At 68.0% G+C, this 15,284-nt stretch carries 15 protein-coding genes; 7 read left to right on the top strand and 8 right to left on the bottom strand.

Annotated features, from left to right (window positions below; translation table 11 throughout):
* Window positions 1-35 precede the first annotated feature (35 nt).
* On the top strand, window positions 36-1,952 hold the full coding sequence (locus LDO15_RS21365; protein WP_223982198.1) for a DUF4389 domain-containing protein: 1,917 nt from the start codon (window positions 36-38) through the stop codon (window positions 1,950-1,952).
* A gap of 232 nt (window positions 1,953-2,184) precedes the next feature.
* On the opposite strand, the gene LDO15_RS21360 is transcribed toward LDO15_RS21365, so the two are convergent.
* The 3 genes from LDO15_RS21360 to LDO15_RS21350 all read right to left on the bottom strand — a co-directional run bounded on the left by LDO15_RS21360 (window position 2,185) and on the right by LDO15_RS21350 (window position 3,813).
* Window positions 2,185-2,766, bottom strand: coding sequence for a hypothetical protein (locus LDO15_RS21360; protein WP_223982196.1), 582 nt, complete (start codon window positions 2,764-2,766; stop codon window positions 2,185-2,187).
* On the bottom strand, window positions 2,763-3,245 hold the full coding sequence (locus tag LDO15_RS21355) for a hypothetical protein (protein ID WP_223982192.1): 483 nt from the start codon (window positions 3,243-3,245) through the stop codon (window positions 2,763-2,765). The genes LDO15_RS21360 and LDO15_RS21355 overlap by 4 nt, the downstream gene beginning before the upstream one ends.
* A 115-nt stretch (window positions 3,246-3,360) precedes the next feature.
* Window positions 3,361-3,813 (bottom strand): hypothetical protein, encoded by a 453-nt coding sequence (locus tag LDO15_RS21350; RefSeq protein ID WP_223982190.1) that lies wholly within the window; start codon window positions 3,811-3,813, stop codon window positions 3,361-3,363.
* 336 nt (window positions 3,814-4,149) lie between these two features.
* Between LDO15_RS21350 and LDO15_RS21345 the strand changes: the two genes are divergently transcribed.
* Entirely contained in the window at window positions 4,150-4,929 is a 780-nt protein-coding gene (locus LDO15_RS21345) for an SDR family oxidoreductase (protein ID WP_223982188.1), read from the top strand.
* A 6-nt stretch (window positions 4,930-4,935) separates the two neighbouring features.
* Here the strand turns inward: LDO15_RS21345 and LDO15_RS21340 are convergent, their stop codons facing one another.
* From LDO15_RS21340 to LDO15_RS21325, 4 genes are all read right to left on the bottom strand, one after another.
* Window positions 4,936-5,595, bottom strand: coding sequence for a GntR family transcriptional regulator (locus LDO15_RS21340; protein WP_223982186.1), 660 nt, complete (start codon window positions 5,593-5,595; stop codon window positions 4,936-4,938).
* A 145-nt stretch (window positions 5,596-5,740) separates the two neighbouring features.
* On the bottom strand, window positions 5,741-6,733 hold the full coding sequence (locus tag LDO15_RS21335; RefSeq protein WP_223982184.1) for a transketolase C-terminal domain-containing protein: 993 nt from the start codon (window positions 6,731-6,733) through the stop codon (window positions 5,741-5,743).
* Window positions 6,730-7,629 carry a transketolase gene (locus LDO15_RS21330; RefSeq protein WP_223982182.1) on the bottom strand — a complete coding sequence of 300 codons (900 nt, stop codon included), beginning with the start codon at window positions 7,627-7,629 and terminating at the stop codon, window positions 6,730-6,732. Before LDO15_RS21330 ends, LDO15_RS21335 begins: the two co-directional genes overlap by 4 nt.
* Window positions 7,630-7,701: 72 nt before the next feature.
* Entirely contained in the window at window positions 7,702-9,039 is a 1,338-nt protein-coding gene (locus tag LDO15_RS21325; protein ID WP_223982180.1) for an MFS transporter, read from the bottom strand.
* A gap of 193 nt (window positions 9,040-9,232) precedes the next feature.
* Here LDO15_RS21325 and LDO15_RS21320 point away from each other — a divergent pair, with 193 nt between their 5' ends.
* The 5 genes from LDO15_RS21320 (at window position 9,233) to LDO15_RS21300 (ending at window position 14,117) form a co-directional block, all read left to right on the top strand.
* Complete coding sequence (locus LDO15_RS21320; RefSeq protein ID WP_223982178.1) at window positions 9,233-10,057, top strand: sugar phosphate isomerase/epimerase; 825 nt, start codon at window positions 9,233-9,235, stop codon at window positions 10,055-10,057.
* A gap of 58 nt (window positions 10,058-10,115) precedes the next feature.
* Window positions 10,116-10,892 (top strand): SDR family NAD(P)-dependent oxidoreductase, encoded by a 777-nt coding sequence (locus LDO15_RS21315; RefSeq protein ID WP_223982176.1) that lies wholly within the window; start codon window positions 10,116-10,118, stop codon window positions 10,890-10,892.
* 71 nt (window positions 10,893-10,963) lie between these two features.
* The gene (locus LDO15_RS21310; RefSeq protein ID WP_223982174.1) at window positions 10,964-12,721 is read left to right on the top strand and encodes a dihydroxyacetone kinase family protein; all 1,758 of its coding nucleotides are present in this window, start codon (window positions 10,964-10,966) and stop codon (window positions 12,719-12,721) included.
* Entirely contained in the window at window positions 12,718-13,200 is a 483-nt protein-coding gene (locus tag LDO15_RS21305) for an RpiB/LacA/LacB family sugar-phosphate isomerase (RefSeq protein WP_223982171.1), read from the top strand. The genes LDO15_RS21310 and LDO15_RS21305 overlap by 4 nt, the downstream gene beginning before the upstream one ends.
* Before the next feature lie 35 nt (window positions 13,201-13,235).
* Window positions 13,236-14,117 (top strand): cytochrome c oxidase assembly protein, encoded by an 882-nt coding sequence (locus LDO15_RS21300; protein WP_223982168.1) that lies wholly within the window; start codon window positions 13,236-13,238, stop codon window positions 14,115-14,117.
* Window positions 14,118-14,132: 15 nt separating this feature from the next.
* On the opposite strand, the gene LDO15_RS21295 is transcribed toward LDO15_RS21300, so the two are convergent.
* The gene (locus LDO15_RS21295) at window positions 14,133-15,266 is read right to left on the bottom strand and encodes a sulfite oxidase (RefSeq protein WP_223982165.1); all 1,134 of its coding nucleotides are present in this window, start codon (window positions 15,264-15,266) and stop codon (window positions 14,133-14,135) included.
* Window positions 15,267-15,284 lie beyond the last annotated feature (18 nt).

Below are 15,284 nucleotides of genomic sequence, written 5' to 3'. Positions count from 1 at the left end.
GGCGTGCCAACGGACCATCGGAAAGGACGGCGGCCATGAAAGCAGGCCGGATTGTCATGCTGGTGATCGGCGCGCTGTGCGCACTGGTCGGTCTGGGGTTGTTGGCGGGAGCCGGCTTCACGGGCTGGGCCAACTATCAGCAGCGCGACGGCAGGTACTTCATCACGCCGTCGGCGCCGTTCTCGGGCGATTCCTACGCACTCACCACGCCGCGGCTGGACCTCATGACCGGAGGCGGCCTGCCCGAGGGCACTCCCGCGGACTTTGCGGGCAGCGTCCTGCTCCGCGGCTCCACCACCGATCCGGGCAAGGAAATCTTCATCGGTATAGCCCCGCAGGCCGACGTCGCGGCGTACATGGCCGGCGTGCGGCACACCGAGATCGTCGACGTCAGGGCTGACCCCTTCCGCGTGATCTACCGCGAAGTGCCCGGCGCTAATGCCCCGTCCGACCCGGCACGGCAAAACTTCTGGGCCGCGACCGCCACGGGCCCCGGGCAACAGGAACTCGCCTGGGACCTGCGCTCCGGAACCTGGGCCGTGGTGGTCATGAATGCCGACGCGAGTGCCCCGGTGGCGGTGAATCTGCAGGCAGGGGCCCGCTCCGATCTGCTGTGGCCGGTCTTCATCGGCCTACTGATCGGCGGGGTTGTGATGCTCCTGATCGGAGTGCCGCTGATCGTGCTGGGCGCCGCAGGACTGGGCCGCGCCGCAGGATCCGGCCGCGGCGGGCCGGGCACCGGCGTCACTCCCGGCAGCCTGCAGACCCAGCCCGGCCAGCCGTATCCGGTGGGCACACATCCGGCGGGGGCCGCCCCGGGTCAGCTGACCAGTGCTGCCGCGCCGGGCGCAGCCGGGGCATATGCAGCCGGGGCCTATGCAGCCCCGGCGGGAACCCCCTATCCGGTACCCCCGCGCGGCCCGACGCACCACGTTTATCCCGCACGCCTCAACGGCTACCTCGACCCGAACCTGTCCCGCTGGATGTGGCTCGTCAAGTGGTTCCTGGCCATCCCGCACTACATCGTGCTGTTTTTCCTCTGGTTCGCTTTCGGGGTGGTCACTCTTGTGGCGTGGTTCGCGATCTTGTTCACGGGACGTTATCCGCGCTCGCTGTTCGACTTCAACGTCGGCGTAATCCGCTGGAACTGGCGCGTGGCTTTCTACGCCTTCAGCGCGATCGGCACGGACGCCTATCCGCCCTTCACGCTGGCCCGCACCGATTACCCGGCGGATTTCGACGTCGACTATCCTGAACGGCTGTCCCGCGGCCTGATTTTCGTGAAATCGTGGCTGCTGGCCATTCCGCATCTGCTGATCGTCGGCCTGCTGACCGGGACGGCGAGGACCTGGGAGTTCCGCGACGGCCGATGGGTCCAGGAAGGTGTGGGAATCTCGCTCCTGGGCCTGCTGGTCTTCATTGCCGGTGTGATCCTGTTGTTCACCGGCCGGTACTTGCAGGGGTTGTTCGACCTGCTGCTAGGCCTGAACCGCTGGATCTACCGCGTCATGACGTACGTTGCGCTCATGCGTGATGAATATCCGCCGTTCCACCTCGACATGGGTCCCGTGGACCCAGGCGACCTTCCTGCGCTCGCCTACGCAGGCCCCGGCCCGGGACCGGCCGGCGCCGCCCCGTATCCGCCGCCCGGCGCCGCCCCGTATCCACCCGGCCCAAGCTACGCTCCCGGTCCTGACGCCGGAGTCCCCGGTGCCGGAGCCCCACATGCCGGGGCCCCGGGTGGCGGGACTCCCGGCGGGACCCCGCAGGGGCCGGCCGGCGGTCAGGCGGACTTCTACGGGATCGGCGGTCCCGCGGCCTCCATCGACCATGAGACGCCTGAAAGCCAGCCCGGCCAGGGCAGCCAGGCTGAAGGCCAAGGCGGCCCGGGCGGCCAGAAACCTCCGAGCGGCTCCGGCGAATCAGGCCCAGGCGTCCCGCCCGGAACCTAGTTCCGTGCCGCGCTGAGTTCGGCGCCGGGCCCGATTTTGCCGGTTTAGATATTGCCGGGCTCGATATTGCCGGTGGCTGGGACAAGGACGGGCTGGTCGGCAGCGGCGTGGATCGCGGCCTGGAAGTCGAACAGCACCATGTCCCGGAAGATCTTGTGCAGTTCGGTGCCGGCCGGACGACGGCGCCGCGTCGGGTGGGTGAGGCGTCCCGGGATCGCCCCGCTGGGCCCGGTTACACGATCCGGTTCAGGTCGAGCCGCTTATCGGCGGCCAGGAGGAAAGTCCGCTCGCCCGCGGTCAGGGTCCCGCCGGACGCCAGCTCAGCGTCCCAGACCTCAACGATCATCCGGTGAAGCCGTTCCCGGGCTGGAGCGTCGGGGTCGCTTTCGAGGAGGCGTTCGGGGCCCGCGTCCCGCAGGATCCGTTCCCTGATGGGTTCGACGCCGGCGACGGTATCGGCTTCCCAGCGGGCCTTCCGGTTGCGGCTGGTCCGGCCGGCCAATGCGGGCACCGTCAGTCCCGCCCCGACTAGGACAATGGTGACCATTTCCAAGAAGCGGATGGCGGCATCGGAGGGCACCGGGACGGCCAGGAGCGCCGGGACCGGGACCGAGAGCAGCCCGATCGCGAACCTGACCACCACGAGCATGCCGACAACACAGCCGATGCCGACCATGGTGAAGCCGGCCTTGAAGGACCGGCGCATCCGCGGGATGTACCGGAAGCACGCGGTGTCCCGGCCGTTCCTCACCACAGCCGGGATGCGGGCCGCAGCGAGAACGAAGAGAACCGCGGCCATCAGAAGCTGGATCATCCGAAAACGGAGCTGAAGTTCCCCGGCTGGCCGCCGGAGCGGTCCTGGGAGCGGCGGATTCGTGCAGCCAGGCGGTCTGCCAGGAGCTCGGCGGTGACCTCGACCTCATTGAGGAAATCTGTCCGCTTGAGCGCCCTCACGACGCGCTCCGGATCGAGGTCCGGGAAGAACGCCCCCGCGTATTCGGCGGACACGACGTCCTGCTCGTGGCGCAGGATCATGTGCGCGAACTCGTGGAGGACAATCTGCTGCCGGTGGACTTCGGAGGCCGCCCTGGCATGCAGGATCAGGTCCATGTGGTCCAGTCCGAACCACAACCCGCAGACCTTGTCCGTGGCCCCTTCGATGGCGCTGATGACGATCGTGCGGTTCCGCTGCCGTTCAAGATGAGTCTGGATCGACGCCAGGGAGACCGGCTCGGTGAGGAAGAGGCCTGCTTCTGCTTCCCGTGCCCGCGACCGGGCGGCGTCGTAATCCATGTACGAAGTCCTTGCACTGTTGATAGAGCGTCAGCGTGGACACGCCACTTCCTGACGGCCAAACCTCGGCTGAAGCATATCAGTGCAGGTCAAAGCGTGGTTGGTGGCGGAGCTGTCAGGGCTGGTCCGGATCCCTGCGGGCGAGCTGCTGGTCGATCAGGTCCCGGATCTGGAGCAGGGTTTCCGGGGAGAGCCCGTCCAGTTGGCGGGCGGCAAAGTCGCGCACCTTGTTGGCCCGCATGGAGGCGAGCAGTTCAAGCTGTGCCTCCACCCGGGGCGGAAGGCCTTCGTCGCCGTCGATCAGGTAGTTCTCGTTCACGCCGAAGTAGCTGGCCAGGTTCTGCAGGAGTTCGACCTTCTTGACGGCCGGTCCGGTGCCCGTTCGCATGTAGTGCCACCGGGCGCGCGAGAGCGGGGTCCCGGCAGCGGACATGGCATCCCGGACGTCATTGAACGTGATTTTCCGGCCCTCGGCTTCGGCGGTGTCCAGGAGGATGTTCAGTTTGCGGGCGAGAGCCAGGGCCGTCGTGGAGGTCGGCTGGTCGCTGCTCACGGTGACTACTTTCATCGGACGTACCTCTCGGGACGCGGCTCGTCACATGACGTCGTTTCGTTTGTGATCCTAACAGGTTGGACATGTCTAATGTTCTCCGGGTACGCTCAGGGCGAGGAATTGGACGTGTCCAATTCCTCGATTGCAGGGGGCGCCAACTGCCCGCCCTGTGCGTCGTGGTTCGGCCAGGAGTGTTCATTGGGGGACGCCTGGTCGAGTCCCGGCATTGTCCCGGACCGTGGAGCGCATCCGGCCGGGGCGGTGCGCAGGGCTCCGGTCCTCTTGCCACCGGCCGCCGGCAAGAACATAGTTGAGGGAATTCACGAACTCCGCGGCTCTAGGCAGGCGACCATGCTGAATAACGGGATTCCGGAAAGCGGCTTGTTGGAAGGCAAGACCGCCCTGATCTACGGCGGCGGCGGCGCGGTCGGCGGGGCAGTGGCGAGGGCCTTCGCGGCTGAGGGCGCCACCGTCCACATCGCCGGAAGGACCGAGGCGCGGCTGGAGAAAGTAGCCCGCGATATTCGCGAGGCCGGCGGCACGGCCGAAACCGCCGTCGTCGACGCCCTGGACGAAGAGCAGGTGGACGCCTTCGTGAACCGTGTTGCGAAGAAGAGCAGGCGGATCGACATCTCCTTCAACGTGATCTCGTTCGGCGACGTCCAGCAGCCGCTCATGGAAATTGACGTGGATGACTTCACCCGGCCCATCACCCTCGCTGCACGCACCCACTTTCTCACCACCCGGGCGGCGGCCGCACACATGGTCAAGCAGCGCTCCGGCGTCGTGCTGATGTTCGGCGGCTCGGGCCCGCAGACCGTCCACGGCCTGGGCGGATTCAAGGTGGCGCTGGACGCGATGGAAGGGCTGCGCCGGCAGTGGGCCCTTGAGTTGGGAAAACACGGGATCCGGGTGGTTACCATGGTCACCGGCGGCATCATCGAGACCATCCCGTGGCAGGCCGAAGGCCGGGAGGAGATCGTGGTGGAGATCGCCAAAGCCGCGCACCTGAACCGCACGGCCACGCTGGCGGACGTCGGGAACGTGGCCTCGTTCATCGTCTCGGACAAGGCCTCGGCCATCACCGATGCGACGGTCAACATTTCCGCCGGCGCGATCGTGGACTACTGACGCCGGCTACGCCACCAGGTTGTTCGCGGCCCCATCCATGTGTTCGAGGATCGTGGAGCGGGCCAGCACCGCGTCGCCGGTCTCGATCGCGGCGACGATGTCGTGATGCCGGTCCACGCTCATGTTCTTGACGGCCCGTTCGATCCCGGCGTACATGATGGACATCCGGATTGACCCCTCCAGCGATTCCCAGGAGTGCAGCAGGGTCTCGTTTCCGGTGAGCCGGCACAGTGTCCGGTGGAACTCGAGATCGGATTCGATCCGTTCCTCCAGGCTCCCCTCGGCGGCCGACGCCATGGCGTCGATCGCCGAGCGCAAGGAGGCGATCACGGAAAGCCGGTCCGGGAGTTCACACAGCGAGCGGACCGCGAGCGACTCCAGCGCCGCCCGGACGGCGAAAATATCCCGGATCTCCTTGCCGTCAAGGTGCCGCACGGACAGCCGGCCCCGCGGCCCGGCCGAGAGTAGCCCCTCCTGCTCCAGCTGGCGCAGGGCCTCGCGCAGTGTTCCCCGGCTGATCTGTAGCATGTCGGAAAGTTCCGTCTCCACCAGATGCCGCCCGGGTTCGAGTTCACCGCTCGTGATGGCCGTGCGCAGGGCGGAGAGCGCCTGCTCGCGGAGGCTCTTCTTTTCCAGTCCCAGCAGCGGGGCTGTTGCTCCGGCCATGGTGTGTCCTCACTGTCAGTGGTCAACTGTTTACAGTTGGTCTGTTAACAGTTGATGGTACGGCACACGCGCGGGGCCGGCAGCAGCCGCTCCCGCACGCGGCGGTTCTCGTTCCGGCCCGGTCCGGCCCTGGCCCGGTCCGGCCCTAGCCCAGTTCGGCCAGGACCTTGGCGACGATCCGCTGAACCGAGAGCCCGTACCGTTCGTGCAGGGTGGGCAGCGCGCCGGCGTCGAGGAACTCATCGGGCAGCGCCACCGGCACCACCCGCTTGCCGAGTCCAGCGGTGACCACCGCCGAGGCGACGGTCTCGAAAAGGCCGCCCACCACGCTGTGGTTTTCCAGCGTCACCGCGAGACGGTCGGTGTTCAGCTCGGCGAGGACCGTCGCGGCGTCGAACGGCTTGATGGTGGGGGCATGGACGACGGCGACATCCACATGGTGGGCCGCCAGCGCCTCGGCAGCCTGCAGCGCCCGCATCGTCATGAGGCCGCTGGAAATGAAGACGACGTCGGTGCCCCCGCGGAGGACTTTCGCCTTGCCGAGTTCGAACGTGTAGTCGTACTCGTCCAGCACGGTGGGGACGTTGCCGCGCAGCAGGCGCAGGTACGTGGGGCCCTCGCTGGCCGCCAGCTGGGGGACGGCCTGCTCGATGTCCAGTGAGTCGCACGGATCCACGATGGTCAGGTTGGGCATGCCGCGGAAGATCGCCATGTCCTCGGTCGCCTGGTGGCTGGGGCCGTAGCCGGTGGTCAGTCCGGGGAGGCCGCCCACGATGTTGACGTTGAGGTTCGGCTCGGCGGCGTCCAGGCACAGGAAGTCGTAGGCGCGCCGGGCGGCGAACACCGAGTATGTGGAGGCGAACGGGACCAGGCCCGTCTCCGCCAGGCCGGCCGCGGCGCCGAAGAGCAGCTGCTCGGCCATGCCCATCTGGAAGAAGCGGTCCGGGAAGGCCTGGGCGAAGATGTGCATGTCCGTGTATTTGCCCAGGTCCGCGGTCAGTCCCACGATCTTGTCGTCCTCCTGCGCGGCCTTGACCAGGGCGTGCCCGAACGGCGCGGACGCGGTCTTCTGGCCCGGATCCGCGAAGGAGGCGATCATGGCCGAGGTCTTCAGCTTGGGTGTCGTGGCGGTGCTCATCGTGCGGCCTTTCCTTCGAATCCTGCGGTCAGCTGCTCGCGGCAGAGCTGCCATTCGTGTTCTTCGATGCGCATGAAGTGCGCCTTTTCGCGGTCCTCGAGCAGCGGAACGCCGCGGCCCACCTTCGTGTCGCACAGGATCACGGAGGGACGTCCGACGGCGGCGGCCTGGGCGGCCGCGTTGTCGAACGCGGCCAGCAATGCGCCGATGTCGTTGCCGTCCACGCGCTGGGTGTACCAGCCGAACGCCTCCCACTTTTCGGTGACGGGCTCGGTGCGCAGCACGGTGGCGGTCTTCCCGTCGGCCTGCAGGGCGTTGATGTCCACCATGGCGGTGAGATTGCCGAGCTGGTGGTGGTGGGCGCCCATCGCGGCTTCCCACGTGGAGCCTTCGTCGAGTTCGCCGTCGGAGAGGAAGTTGTAGACGCGGGCGTCCGAGCCCTGGTACCGCAGGCCCAGGGCGGAACCGACGGCGATGGAGAGGCCGTGGCCGAGGGAGCCGCCGGAGATTTCCATGCCGGGCGTGTAGGTGGACATCCCGGACATCGGCAGCCGCGAATTATCCGAGCCGTACGTCTCCAGTTCCGTGACGGGGATGATGCCGGCTTCGGCGAGGGCGGCGTAGTGGCCGATCGCGTAGTGGCCGGTGGAAAGCAGGAACCGGTCGCGTTCCTCCCAGTGGGGATCCTCGGCGCGGAACCGGAGCTGGTCCGCGTAGACAACCGCCAGCATGTCCGCCGCGCCGAGCGCCTGGCCCACATAGCCCTGCCCCTGGACCTCGCCCATGTTCAGGGCGTGGTGCCGGATCCGGAACGCGGCACGGGTGACCCGGTCAAGGCGTTCCGCCCCGACGTCGGAGGCGTTGCCTCCGGTTGCTTTTTCCTGTGTGAGAACCACAATTCTGCCTTTCAAAAGTGATGTGTCGAGCTGCTGCGAGAGGGCGTCGACGGCCGTCCCGCGGGTGCGTGACTACGCGCTCACGTGGGCCGGGGTGCTTTTGGTGGCCTCGTCCGCGAGCTTCCGTTCGCGCTTGCCCCAGGTTTCCCGGGTGGTAACGGCGGCCCACAGGCCGATCGCGGCGTAGGTGCCAAAGAGCAGTGCCGGGCCCATCCAGCCGAAGCTGACGAACAGCAGTGTGGTGATGAACGGGGTGAAGCCGGAGACCATGGCCGAGATCTGGTAGGCCAGCGAGGCGCCCGAGGCGCGGGTCTTGGCCTGGAACAGCTCCGGGAACCAGGCGCCCTGGGCACCGGCGAGCGAGTTCTGGCACACGGCGTAGGAGATCACGAGGGTGGCAATGATGAAGATGAACAGGCCGGTGTTAACCAGGAGGAACATCGGTACGGCGAACGCCACCGCGAAGGCGCAGGACCAGATGTAGAGCGGGCGCCGGCCGATCCTGTCGGTCAGGCGTGCCCAGGCCTGCGTGGCGAAGATGCCGATCGCGGAGGCGATGCAGAGCGCCACGAGCGTCTGGGTCTTGTCGGCCAGGTGCTGGCTGTTCAGGTAGGAAATCATGTAGGTGATAGACACGGCGTAGCCCGCGGTTTCGGCGATGCGGAGGCCGATGCCCTTGACGATGTTGCGCCAGTCAGTCTTCAGGACCTCCACGATGGGCGACTTCACAATGGCGCCGCTGTCCTTGACCTCGTCGAAGACGGGGGACTCGGGGACCTTGGAACGGATGATCAGGCCGACGACGACCAGCACGATGCTGGCGAGGAACGGAATGCGCCAGGCGAGTTCGCCGCCGAGCTGGACGCTGGAGAGGAACACCAGGTTGGCCAGCAGCAGCCCGACCGGGAAGCCTGCCTGGACCATGCCGGTGTACTTGCCCTTGGACTTCCAGGGTGCGTGTTCGTAGCTCATGAGGATGGCGCCGCCCCATTCCGCGCCGAAGGCCAGGCCCTGGACGATGCGGACGAACACGAGCAGTGCCGGAGCCAGGAGGCCGACCTGGCTGTAGGTCGGGAGCAGGCCGATCACGAAGGTGGCGATGCCCATGAGGATCAGGGAGGCCACGAGGACGGGCTTGCGGCCAAGCTTGTCACCGAGGTGGCCGCCGATGATGCCGCCGATCGGGCGGGCAGCGAAGCCGACGCCGAGGGTGGCGAACGCGGCCAGCGTTCCCGTTACCGGATCGCCGGTGGGGAAGAACGCGGTGCCGAAGTACAAGGCCGCCGCCGTGCCGAAACCGATGAAGTCGTACGTTTCGATCACTGCGCCGACGCTGGAGCCGATCGCGACGCGCCGGGCATCCTTCGTGCCGTGCACCGGGCCCCGCATGGTGAGAGCTTCGTTGCTCATGTCAATCCCTTTCGAAGAGAGCTGCCGGCGCTTCCACGCCAACACTGTCGACTGTTAACAGATGATACGCCAGTGTGACCCGCGCCATAAGTAATGTCAACAGTCAACTTCAAGGGTTGACTGTTGACAGTCGACTTTGTAGTGTGGTCCGTATCACTACCGCCCCCGGGGCACGACCAGAGGATCAACGACGATGTTCAACTCCCGACTCGGCTGCTCGTCCATCAGCTTCCGCCACCAGGACCTGCCCACGGCCCTGCGCACCATCGCGGATCTGGGGTTCGGGGAAATCGACCTCGGCGCCCTCCCCGGAGTCTGCGATCACGTCCCCTATGACCTCGACGCCGCGGCCGTCGCCGCCGTGACGGCCGACGTCGTCGCCTCGGGCCTGCGGGTCCGTTCGGTCAACGGGGACATCGGGGACCTGAACGCTGTCCTCGACGCCGACGCGCAGTCCGCACGGGACCGGCACCTGGACGCCCTCCTCACCCTCGCGGCCGGCACCGGCGCCAGGGCCCTCGTCCTGCCCTGCGGCGCCCTCGGCCACGATCCGGTCCGCGGCACCGACGAGGACCTGGACACCATTGCCGCGCAGCTCATCGGGGCGCAGCGGCGGGCTGAGGAGTTCGGCGTCGAGCTCTGGACCGAGTCACTGCACTTCCTGCGCTTCTGCTGGAACCTCGAGCGCGCGGAACTGCTGGCGAAGCGGCTGGCCGGTTCCGGCGTCGGGATCGTCATGGACTTCAGCCACATCGTGGCCGCCGGCGAGGACCCCCTGGACTACCTCAAGCGCCACGAGGGACGGATCGCCCATGTCCACCTGCGCGATGCCGTGCCGGGGAACATCAATCTCAGCATCGGCAACGGCCACGCCGATTTCGCGGCCGGGCTGCAGGCGCTCGCGGCCGGCGGGTACACCGGCCACTTCTCACTGGAACTGGAGACCCGCGACGTCACCCACGAGGAACGCCCGGCCGCCGCCGCCAAGGCCGCCAGCTTCATCACCGACCTCATCTGAACCACCCTCAGCTGAATCACCCTCATCTGAATCACGAACAAGCAACCCAAGGAGCATCATGAGCACCACCATCCAGCGCACCGCCGTCCTCACCGGGGCAACCTCGGACCGGGGCATCGGCATCACCACCGCACGCCGCTACGCCAGCCAGGGCTGGGCCGTGGTGATCCTGGACCTCGACGGCGAGAAATCGGCCAAGGTCGCCGCTGAAATCGGCAACGACTTCAACGTTCCGGCCTTCGGCCACGAGGTCGACGTCGCCAACGAGGATTCCGTGACCGCCGCGTACAACGCCGTGGCCGCCGAGGTCCGCTCGGGCCATCTCCCCGCCGTCGGCGCCCTGGCCAACATCGCCGGGATCACCTCACCGGTGCCGTTCCTGGAGACCACCCTGGACCTCTGGAACAAGGTCATGGCCGTGAACGCCACCGGAACCTACCTGGTCACCAAGGCGTTCCTGCCGGACATGATCGCCAGCGGCTGGGGCCGGATCGTCAACATGTCCTCCGTCTCGGCCCAGCGCGGCGGCGGCGTCTTCGGCAAGGTCCCGTACTCCGCAGCCAAGGCGGCCATCCTGGGCTTCACCAAGGCCCTGGCCCGAGAAATCGGTGCCACAGGCGTGACCGTCAATGCCATCACCCCCGGCGCCGTGGACACCAACATCCGGGTGGGCAGCACCGAGGAGCAGGAGGCGGCCATCAACGCCGGCATCCCGCTCGGACGCAACGCCAGCACCGAGGAAATCGCGGCCGTCATCACGTTCCTGTCCTCCGAGGAATCCGCCTACCTCACAGGAACCACCATCGACATCAACGGCGGAAGCCACATCCACTAGCAGCCAAGCTGTATAGCAGATCGAGTCAGTAGACCGAGCGTCAGAAGACCGCGCAGCCGAGAGAGCCCACCATGACCAGAATATTCAACGACCCGTCCGATTTCGCCGAAGAAGCCCTCGCCGGCTTCTGCGATGTCCATGCGAACCTGGTGCGCCAGGTGCCCGGCGGCGCCGTCCGCCGGCACCGGCCCCGCCAGCCGAAGGTGGCCGTGCTGGCCGGCGGCGGCTCGGGGCACTACCCGGCCTTCGCCGGGCTCATCGGCACCGGACTGGCCGACGGCGCCGTCGTCGGCAACATCTTCACCTCGCCGTCCGCGCAGCAGGCGTACTCCGTTGCCAAGGCCGCGGACAGCGGCGCCGGCGTGGTGTTCACTTACGGCAACTACGCCGGCGACGTCATGAACTTCGGCCTCGCCAGCGAGCGGCTGGCCGCCGAAGGAATCCAGGTGGACAACGTGCTCGTGATGGACGACATCGCCAGCGCACCGCCGTCGGAAGCCAGCAAGCGCCGCGGCATCGCGGGCGACTTCACGGTCTTCAAGATCATGGGTGCGGCCGCCGAGGCCGGCGAGCCCCTGGCTGACGTGGTCCGCCTGGGCCGCAAGGCCAACGACCTGACGCGCAGCATCGGCAGCGCCTTCAGCGGCTGCACGTTTCCCGGCGCCGACGCGCCGCTCTTCACGCTTGAGGACAAAATGATGGGCCTCGGCCTGGGCATCCACGGCGAGCCCGGTCTGTTCGACACCGAACTGCCGCCCGCACGGGAGCTGGGCCAGGAACTCGTGGCCCGTGTGCTGGCGGAAACACCGCACGGTGCCGGCCAGCGGATCGCCGTGCTCCTGAATGGACTCGGCTCCACGAAGCAGGAAGAGCTGTTCGTGCTGTGGCTGACTGTCGCCCCGCTGCTTCGCGCCGCCGGCTACACCCTGGTGATGCCGGAGGTCGGCGAACTCGTCACGAGCCTGGACATGGCCGGTGTCTCACTGACCGTCACCTGGCTCGACGACGAACTCGAACCGCTCTGGACCGCCCCCGCCGAGACTCCCGCGTACCGGCGCGGGAATGCCGGGCTCCCCGGCGGCGAGGCGGAGGAGCCCGCGCTGGCCGAGGATGCGGCGGCCCCGGAATCCTTTGCAGCGGCCGATGCTTCCCGTGACTACGCACGCCACTGCGTCGCTGCCCTGGCCGCGGCCCGCGAGGCACTCCACGACGCCGAGAAATCCCTCGGCGACCTCGACGCCATCGCCGGCGACGGCGACCACGGGCGGGGCATGGTCCGCGGGATTGATGCGGCGTGTGCCGCCGCCGCGGGGGCAGAGTCCCGCGGTGCCGGAGCCGGTGACGTCCTGGCCGCCGCCGGCGATGCCTGGGCGGACAACGCCGGCGGCACCTCCGGCGTGCTGTGGGGCGCCGGCCTGCGGGCCTTCGGCGAGTCCCTCGGCAACGACCAGGCACCGGGCGCCGCCGGACTTGCGGCGGCAGTGGCGTCTTTTACCGCCCGGATCGCCGAGCTCGGCAAGGCCGACGTCGGCGACAAGACCATGGTGGACGCGCTTGTCCCGTTTACCGAGACCCTCGGCCGGCTGGCCGGGGAGGGGGCCGGGGCCGACGCCGGCTGGGCGGCAGCGGCACGGGAAGCCACCTCCGCGGCACAGGCCACCGCGGCCCTGCGCCCGCTGAAGGGCCGGGCGCGGCCCCTGGCGGAAAAGAGCGTGGGCACACCCGACCCGGGGGCCACGTCCCTGGCGATGGTGTTCACCGTGTTCGGTCCGCACCTTGCCGGTGTGAATATTGAAGGTGTGCGGCAGCCGGCCGGAGCACGCTCATGAGCCCGGCCGCAGGGATCCGGATCATTGTGGGCGCGGACGAAGCCGGCGTCGACTACAAGGACCAGATACTGGCGGACCTGCGGACGGACCCGCGGATCTCGGAAGTCATCGACATCGGAGTCAACCGCGGCGACGCCCCGGAGCTGTTCACTAAGCCGTACCCGTATGTCGGCATCGCCGCGGGGGAACTGATCAGGGACGGGCAGGCGGACCGGGCCATCCTGTTCTGCGGGACGGGGATCGGCGTCGCCATTGCCGCCAACAAGGTGGACGGCATCCGGGCCGCGACCGCCCATGATTCCTTCAGCGTGGAGCGCTCCGTGCTCTCCAACGACTGCCAGGTCCTGACGATGGGCCAGCGCGTGGTGGGGCTGGAGCTGGCGCGGCGGCTCGCACGGGAATGGATCGGCTACACCTTCGATCCCTTGTCCGCCTCGGCGGACAAGGTCAAGGTGCTTACCGACTTCGAGGGGTGCTGAGGGGTCTTCCAAGGAAAGGCGGCTAACATGAGCCCGTGCCGCCCCTTGATGTACTCCTCACCGCCTGGCAGATCGACTGGGCCGCCGCCGTCCTGATCGGCGGTTCGGCGGTGCTATATGCGCTCGGCCTGAGGGCCGCGGCGGTACGCGGCCACCGCTGGCCCGTGTGGCGGACACTTGCGTTCTACCTCCTGGGCCTGGGGTTCCTGACCGTGCTGACCTGCGGATTCCCCGGCGTCTACAGCGCCGGGCTCCGGTGGGCCTTCACCCTGAAGATTTCACTGCTGCTCTTCGTGGTGCCGCTGCTGGTTGGTTTGGGGAAACCGATCTCCCTGGCCAGGGCTGCCCTCCCGCCGCCGGGCGTCGACCGGCTGAACAAAGCGCTTGCGCACCGCGCGGTGCGGCTGGTCAGCAATTCCATGGTCGCCCCGCTGCTTGGTCTCGCCCTCTTCTCGACCTTTCTCACGCCGGCTTTCTACACTCTCCGCGCGGCCCCGACGGCCGAGGCGCTGCTGACCGTCGGGGTGCCGCTGCTCGGCCTGCTGCTGGCCCTGCCGATCATCGAGGAGGCGGACTTCCGCCGTTCCAGCGCTTTTTTCACCCTGGAATTCGTGTTCGTCTTCATTGAGCTGCTGGTCGATGCTGTACCGGGGATCCTGCTGCGCCTCAACGGCCAGGTGCTTGATCACGTCATGGCCGCGCCGTCCGCGCCCGGCTGGTTCCCCGACGCCCTGCGTGACCAGCAACTGGCGGGGGACGTTCTGTGGTTCATCTGCGAAATTGTCGATCTGCCGCTGATCATCCTGATGTTCATCCGGTTCTCCCGCAGCGACAAACGCGAGGCGCGCGGATTCGACTGCCTCACGGATGCGGAACTCGACGAACTCAATGCCGAGCACCTGCGGCGCGGTCGCTGAGTCCCCGCAGGCCGGCTATTCCACGCTGACCTTGATCCGCTGCACCACGTTGTTGCCCATGCCCTGGTAGTTCCACACCTGTTCCAGCGGCTGCACGGCGCCGCTGGCATCGGTGGCACGGCAGGTGAGTTCGTGCTCGCCGGGATCGGCCACCCACGGCATCGACCACGCGCACCATGCGAACGGCGCCGCCGGGTGCTCCAGATGGGCCGGGGCCCATTTGCCGTCGATCCCGACGTCGACGCGCTGCACGGCGCCCTGCCCGGACCACGCCCGGCCCGTCAGCATCACCGGCCCCGGGGGCAGGACGCGGCTCCGGGTGAAGAAGTCCGGGACCCCCGGAGGGATCATCAGCGAGCGGACCTTCATCCACGTGACCGGGGTGCCGGGATCGTCCGCATCCTGCTGGTAGCGGTAGGCCTCGGCCTGCTGGAAACCCTTATACGGCTTGGTCAGAACCTTGATCGAGGACAGCCACTTCACGCTCGCCATGCCGTACCAGCCGGGTACCACGAGCCGGAGCGGGTAGCCGTGCTGCGGCGGCAGGTCTGCGTCGTTCATCCGGTAGGCCAACACGACGTCGGGCCGCAGGGCCTCGCTGATCGGCAGGCTCCGGGCGAAGTTCTGGGCGACGCCGCCTTGGATTCCGGCGTCCGCCCCGCTGAAGAGTACCTCGACGGCGTCGTCCTCCACCCCGGCCTGGGTCAGGAGGTAGGCGAGCGGGACGCCGGTCCACACGGCGGTGCCCACGCCCTCAAGCATCCAGGGCTGGCTCAGCGGGCGGGGCCGCAGGAGGGACCTGCCGTTGCCGGCGCATTCCAAGGTGACCGGGATGGTGATGCTCGGTGCCCGGCGCAAGGCCCGCAGGCTTAGTTCCAGGGACCGCTGCACGGCGCCGCCGATCTGCAGGTGCCAGTGCTCGGCGTCGATGAACGGGATGTCGAAATGGGTGAGCACATAGTGCAGCCCGGGCGGTGTGGTGTCATTCCGCAGGGCCTCAAGCGGCATGGAATGGTTCCGCACGGCGAGCTGGAGTTCCTCCCCGGTCAGCGGGCCGTGGCTCGGGACGCCGGGATTCGGTCCGGTCTTCCCGGTCTGCCGGCGGGGGCTCTTCAGGACAGAGGAGTGTCGGGACATTTGCTTTGGCATGGCGTGCTGCGATTCTTC

Source organism: Arthrobacter sp. NicSoilB8, assembly GCF_019977355.1.
GTDB lineage: Bacteria > Actinomycetota > Actinomycetes > Actinomycetales > Micrococcaceae > Arthrobacter.
Note: the sequence above shows the minus strand (reverse complement) of the source record. Positions and strands in the feature narration are given on the sequence as shown.

Bases quoted from the DNA above. Each gene is read 5' to 3' on its own strand.
- LDO15_RS21365 (WP_223982198.1), top strand. From the start codon at position 36: ATGAAAGCAGGCCGGATTGTCATGCTGGTGATCGGCGCGCTGTGCGCA.
- LDO15_RS21360 (WP_223982196.1), bottom strand. From the start codon at position 2,766: ATGATCCAGCTTCTGATGGCCGCGGTTCTCTTCGTTCTCGCTGCGGCC.
- LDO15_RS21355 (WP_223982192.1), bottom strand. From the start codon at position 3,245: ATGGATTACGACGCCGCCCGGTCGCGGGCACGGGAAGCAGAAGCAGGC.
- LDO15_RS21350 (WP_223982190.1), bottom strand. From the start codon at position 3,813: ATGAAAGTAGTCACCGTGAGCAGCGACCAGCCGACCTCCACGACGGCC.
- LDO15_RS21345 (WP_223982188.1), top strand. From the start codon at position 4,150: ATGCTGAATAACGGGATTCCGGAAAGCGGCTTGTTGGAAGGCAAGACC.
- LDO15_RS21340 (WP_223982186.1), bottom strand. From the start codon at position 5,595: ATGGCCGGAGCAACAGCCCCGCTGCTGGGACTGGAAAAGAAGAGCCTC.
- LDO15_RS21335 (WP_223982184.1), bottom strand. From the start codon at position 6,733: ATGAGCACCGCCACGACACCCAAGCTGAAGACCTCGGCCATGATCGCC.
- LDO15_RS21325 (WP_223982180.1), bottom strand. From the start codon at position 9,039: ATGAGCAACGAAGCTCTCACCATGCGGGGCCCGGTGCACGGCACGAAG.
- LDO15_RS21320 (WP_223982178.1), top strand. From the start codon at position 9,233: ATGTTCAACTCCCGACTCGGCTGCTCGTCCATCAGCTTCCGCCACCAG.
- LDO15_RS21315 (WP_223982176.1), top strand. From the start codon at position 10,116: ATGAGCACCACCATCCAGCGCACCGCCGTCCTCACCGGGGCAACCTCG.
- LDO15_RS21310 (WP_223982174.1), top strand. From the start codon at position 10,964: ATGACCAGAATATTCAACGACCCGTCCGATTTCGCCGAAGAAGCCCTC.
- LDO15_RS21305 (WP_223982171.1), top strand. From the start codon at position 12,718: ATGAGCCCGGCCGCAGGGATCCGGATCATTGTGGGCGCGGACGAAGCC.
- LDO15_RS21295 (WP_223982165.1), bottom strand. From the start codon at position 15,266: ATGCCAAAGCAAATGTCCCGACACTCCTCTGTCCTGAAGAGCCCCCGC.